The sequence below is a fragment of the Paenibacillus sp. P22 genome, assembly GCF_000469945.2.
Lineage (GTDB): Bacteria > Bacillota > Bacilli > Paenibacillales > Paenibacillaceae > Paenibacillus_O > Paenibacillus_O humicus.
Map to the genome: position 1 here is coordinate 1 of NZ_CBRA020000215.1, position 5,181 is coordinate 5,181.

3 protein-coding genes and 1 pseudogene are annotated in these 5,181 nt (G+C 57.5%); all 4 read left to right on the top strand.

What is annotated here, in order from left to right:
• Positions 1-786, top strand: a 786-nt coding sequence (locus BN871_RS23185) for an SAM-dependent methyltransferase (protein WP_048749217.1), incomplete at its 5' end; no start/stop codon positions are given.
• Between the two features lie 222 nt (positions 787-1,008).
• Entirely contained in the window at positions 1,009-2,910 is a 1,902-nt protein-coding gene (locus BN871_RS23190; RefSeq protein ID WP_048749219.1) for an S-layer homology domain-containing protein, read from the top strand.
• A 394-nt stretch (positions 2,911-3,304) separates the two neighbouring features.
• On the top strand, positions 3,305-4,717 hold the full coding sequence (locus BN871_RS27165) for a GNAT family N-acetyltransferase (protein WP_083436615.1): 1,413 nt from the start codon (positions 3,305-3,307) through the stop codon (positions 4,715-4,717).
• Positions 4,718-4,995: 278 nt separating this feature from the next.
• A pseudogene (locus BN871_RS23200) lies at positions 4,996-5,181 on the top strand (carboxypeptidase M32); the annotation flags it as partial.

The following is a 5,181-nucleotide window of genomic DNA, read 5'->3' on the forward strand; positions in this document are numbered from 1 at the left end:
AGAAAAAGGCGACGCGAAGCTGCTCGAACGCTCCATCTTGGTTGGCTCTCGGGGACGCAGGAGCAGGCCCTCCGCCAGGTTGTCGACCGTCAGCTTTCGCCCACTCCGCTCGGCCGGGCGGCATTTGCCGAGCGGGCGCTGGCTGCGGCCGCCGCGCTTGGAGCCAGGCAGTACCTGATCTTCGCCGCAGGCTACGATACGTTCGCCTATCGCCAGCCGGAATGGGCCTCCCAGCTCGACATCTTCGAGATCGACCATCCCGTTACCGCCGCCGACAAACAGGCCCGCTTATCCGGCATGCGCATGGACCCGCCTCCCAATCTTTATTTCATCTCCGCCGACCTTCGCGAGCCGGACTGGCAGAGGCATGTGCTGGCCAGCCCCGGGTTCAATCCCGATCGGGTCAGCTTCTGCAGCCTGCTCGGCATCAGCTATTACCTCGCCAAAGAGGATTTCCGGCAGCTGTTGTCCGGCATCGTTTCCCTGCTTCCGGCCGGCAGCGGCATCGTCTTCGATTATCCGGATGAGCAGACCTTCACTCCTCAGGCAGGCGAGCGGGCGCAGAAGCAGCTCATGATGGTCGCGCGTGCGGGCGAGCCGATGCAGGCAGGCTACTCCTGCTCCGAGCTGGAGCGGATGCTCGAAGAGATGGACTTGCGGATTGATCAGCATCTGAATCCGGAGGAAATTACCAAGCTGCTGTTTCACGCCTATAATGAGAGCCAGCCCGAGCACCCGATCGAGGCCTTCGATCATGTGAACTATTGCTTGGCGGTCAAAAGGTAGCCGGAAGAGAGCCCGTCTCTATCCTGCCCTTCCTTGTGACCGGGAACAACCGGCATTCATGCCCTGCTTTGAAACCGCCAGCCCGCTGCCGTCTTCAGGCTGGCGGTTTCTATCTTCGCGCAATCGCATTCCACTGGGCTTGCGGTCTACCGATTCTCTCCTTTGCCGCCGATAACGAGGTGAAGGGCATGAGATGAAGTAGAGAGAAGAGGGTGGGAACAAATGAATCGCAATCAAACCGCTTTGAAACCTCGCGAATGGATGCCGAGGACGACGGCCGCCTTCTGCGCAGGCGCCCTGGCCGCAGGCATGCTGGCCGTATGGCCCCAGACAGCCGAAGCCGCAGACAGCATAGGGAAAACAACCGCTGCGAGAACGAAGGAAGAGATCGTCGAGAAATGGATGCAGAGCTACCTGCCCATGAAGAGGTCCTTTGCCTATATGAGCGGGAACGACATTTACGAGCAATTGCCGAGTCTGACAGCTCCTTTCCAGGAAGGCAAATTACAAGCCGAGTATATTGAAGACGGCGTGCGGGCGACGAACTTCGTCCGCTATTTGGCCGGAGTCCCCGATGACGTGCAGCCGGACTGGAGCCTGCACCGGCAGCAGCAGAGCGCATCGCTGATCAATGCGCTGAACGATCGGCTCAGCCATTCTCCGACCAAGCCGGCTGGAATGGAGGAGGAGGCTTACAAGCTGGGCTACGCCGGAGCGGGCAGCAGCAACCTGTATATGGGCAGCCCGACGCTGTACAGCAGCGTCCTCGGCTACATGTCGGACAGCGATCCAAGCAACATCGACCGGGTCGGCCACCGCAGATGGATTCTGAATCCGGCGATGACCCGGACGATGTTCGGCTATGTCCGGGCGGCCGAGACGAGCGGGTACGGATCGCCGTACTCCTCCATGTACGTATTTGACAAAGGACGGGCTGCAGGCAGTGTCGAGTATGATTACATCGGCTGGCCGGCCGCCGGGTATTTCCCGTCCGAAGCCTTCTCGCCATCGGATGCCTGGTCGGTATCGCTGAATACGGACCGGTACGACAAAAACAACACGGATTCCATCACCGTAACGGTGACCCGCCAAAGCGACGGCAGGCAATGGACGCTGGACAAATCGGATACGGACAAATCCGGCGAATACTTCCGTGTCGACAAAGGCGGTTATGGCGGCATTCCGGTCTGCATTATTTTCCGGCCGGGCGGAATCTCGGATATCAAGGAAGATGACCGCTTCCACGTGCGCATAGACGGCATCCGCTCCAAAGCCGGCGCGGAAACGTCGATCGAGTACGATACGGTCTTCTTCCGCATGACGGAAATGAAACGGTTCGGCAGCGACGCGATCGCGATAACACCGGGCGAGAGCGTGCCGCTGCGCCTCTACTCCACGGGCGAAGGCGCGGTGGCAGGCCGAATGGCGGGACAGCTGGAATCGAGCGATCCTTCCATTGCATCGGTGGATTCCTCCGGCGTCTTGCGAGGCGTGAAGGCGGGCGCCGCTTATATCCGCTACAGCAACTATTTGGGCCAGGAGAACTCGCTCTACGTCACCGTGCGACCGGCAGCGCCGGGCGATGCCCCGAGCGGCTGGGCGAAGGAAGCCTATGCGAAGGCGAAGGGCGCCGGTCTCATCCCCTATTCCCTGGACACGCAGTACCAGACGCCGATCCGCCGCATTGATTTCGTGCGCATGCTCGTCGGGGTTTATGAAAACACCACGGGAAGCAGTCTTCCGGCAGACCGGAAGCCGTTTCAGGATACGAGCGACTCCAACGTCTCCAAGGCGGTGTCTGCCGGACTGATCAGCGGCGTCTCCCCGACCGAGTTCGCTCCCTTGGCGAAGATTACCCGCCAGGAGGCCGCGGCCCTGCTGACCCGGCTGGAGAGCAAGCTGGCGAGCGTTGCCGGAAAGCCGCCGGGTTCCGCCGCACCAACCGGCCCGTTCGCAGATGACGAGGCGATCGCCTCGTGGGCGAAGGCGGACGTATACCGCTCCGTCGGTCTCGGCCTGATGCAGGGCGTCGGCCAGAACCGCTTCAACCCGATGGGCAATTTGACGGTGGAGCAGTCGATTCAGATTTTCCAGAGAACGTTCGAACGATTCGTGAGAGACTAGGCCCGCTGCCCGGGCTCCAGGCTCCGGATCCTGCATGAAAGCGCTAAGGGACACCTCGCGAGGTGTCCCTTTCGACGTGAACGGAAAGCCCCTGACGGCTCTTCCCCGGCCTCGGCTTCAAGGCAAGCCGCCGTTTCAAGGGGACGACAGCCGCCCCCCGGCTCGCTTCGTATAAATCTTTTTAGTCTAAATTACCCCTTGATCCTACTGAAACTATATTCAACCATATTTCACGAGGGATAGATTTAATCCGCTCTAAATTTACACCTTAAATCCCTACTGCGACCTTGAGGAGTGATGGTGGTTGAAAACGAACGAACATGCAAATCAACCTGTGAGAGGCCGCTATTGGTAACCCTTGCACCTCTCATTAGGCCATGGGAGGCAACCGGAAATGATGTCGCTAAAAAACATGGTACGGGGAACGGAAACCGATTCCGCGGCCAAACAACTGATTTCATGTTGGGAGCATGATGCCGGCACGCTGACGTTTTGGAGAGCAAGCAGCAATTTTGTCTACTTGTCGGAAAGAAACGGCGTTCGGCAATTTCTACGTTATGTCCATGAAGAGGACAACCGTCTCGAGAATATTCAGGCAGAGCTTGATTTCATCCTGTATCTGATATCGTCCGGCTATCCGGCTGCCGCTCCTGTCCTATCCCGATACGGCAACTGGATCGAAACGATCCAAACGGCAGATGGATCGTACTTCGGCGTTGTATTTGAACAAGCCAAGGGAAACCCTATTCCGCTGGATCTCATGACGGATCGGCATGCCGAAGAGTGGGGAAGATCGCTTGCTTCGCTGCATCTTTTATCCGAGTCTTATTCGGCTGTGCCGTCATCCCGACCAAGCTGGATGGACGCCCTAACCTTCATCGCCTCCGTATTGCAGCGGCATCCCTCGGAGGAAACGGCTCGGCACGAGCTTGAACGCATCCGTCAACAGCTCTCCAAGCTTCCGACTGGCGAGAGACATATGGGCCTGATTCATTATGACTTCGAAACGGACAATATTTTTTATGACGAGGAGCAATCCCGCTATTCCGCCATCGATTTTGACGATGCCATGATCCACTGGTACGGAATGGATGCAGCATCCGCCCTGAGGGATCTGGCGGAGCAAGAGGATGCCGGCGCCCAGCGGAAAATCGAGCACTTTCTAACCGGATATCGGTCGATTAAGCCGTTGGATGAACGCTGCGTGCAGAAGTTTCCTCTTTTTCAGAGGTTTGCAGACCTGTATGCGTTCGCACGTCTCCTCCGCAGCGTGGAGAATATGGATATCCATCGGTCGCCCGAGTGGGCTCTTCAGCTTCGGATCAAGCTCTTGAAGGGGTGCGATCGGCTGCGGGAACGCTTGAGGCCGACCGTAGAACTGCGACCCATCGATTCAACTAACTGGCACGCTTGCACCCGGCTTGAAGTCACGGACGAGCAGAAGGACGTATTTCCTGTACCTGCGGTCTATTGGCTCGCTGAGTCCGCCTATTGCGGGTTCACCCCTCTCGCGATGTACACGGATGAACAACTCGCGGGATTCGCGGTGTACGCTGTCGATCCGGCTGACGGAAGCTGCTGGATCATGGCTTTTATGCTGGATCGCAAGTTCCAAGGAAGAGGGCTTGGACGCTCCGGGATGAAAGAGCTTATGCGTTATATCGAGGACAAGCAATGGGGCGGCACGATCAAGCTCGGCCATCGGTGCGACAACATGCGGGCATCACGCCTATATGCTTCTCTCGGCTTTGCGGAGATTAGCCGGGATGAGCGCGAAGTGGTGCGGGAATGGAGATTCCAGCCCTGATCTTTCCGTGAAGGGGAAGCCTACGGTTGCCTGGCGAAGGGCAGCGGCCTCATTTCGCTGCTCAAGAGCAAACAAGGCGAGTGGAAAGTGGCGACGATTGATTAACGAGGAAGACCTCAAGAACCCGAGCCGGACGCGGGTTCTTGATGCTGGATTCGGATTCGGATTCCGATTCCTAAATTTACTTGATGACAGGAAAAAAAAGTGATTAAATAAAATAGACTGACCAGTCTTTTTTGCGGGGAAACAACAATCGTTTCTAATGGGAGGCTTTTGGCATGGAACTGAAATCCCTCGATCCCAACATTCGGACAGCTGTCGAACAGTACAAAGCATTGGAAGAAAAGATCGCTCATCTAAGCATGATTTCGAGTCTGGTCGGATGGGACCAGAAGGTAACTGCTCCCAAGAAAGGGAGAGACTTGTTCGCCAAAGCGATCGGGACCTTCCGAACGGAGCAGTTC

Excerpts from the sequence above, each read along its gene's own strand:
- BN871_RS27165 (WP_083436615.1), top strand. The coding sequence starts at position 3,305 with ATGATGTCGCTAAAAAACATGGTACGGGGAACGGAAACCGATTCCGCG.
- BN871_RS23190 (WP_048749219.1), top strand. The coding sequence starts at position 1,009 with ATGAATCGCAATCAAACCGCTTTGAAACCTCGCGAATGGATGCCGAGG.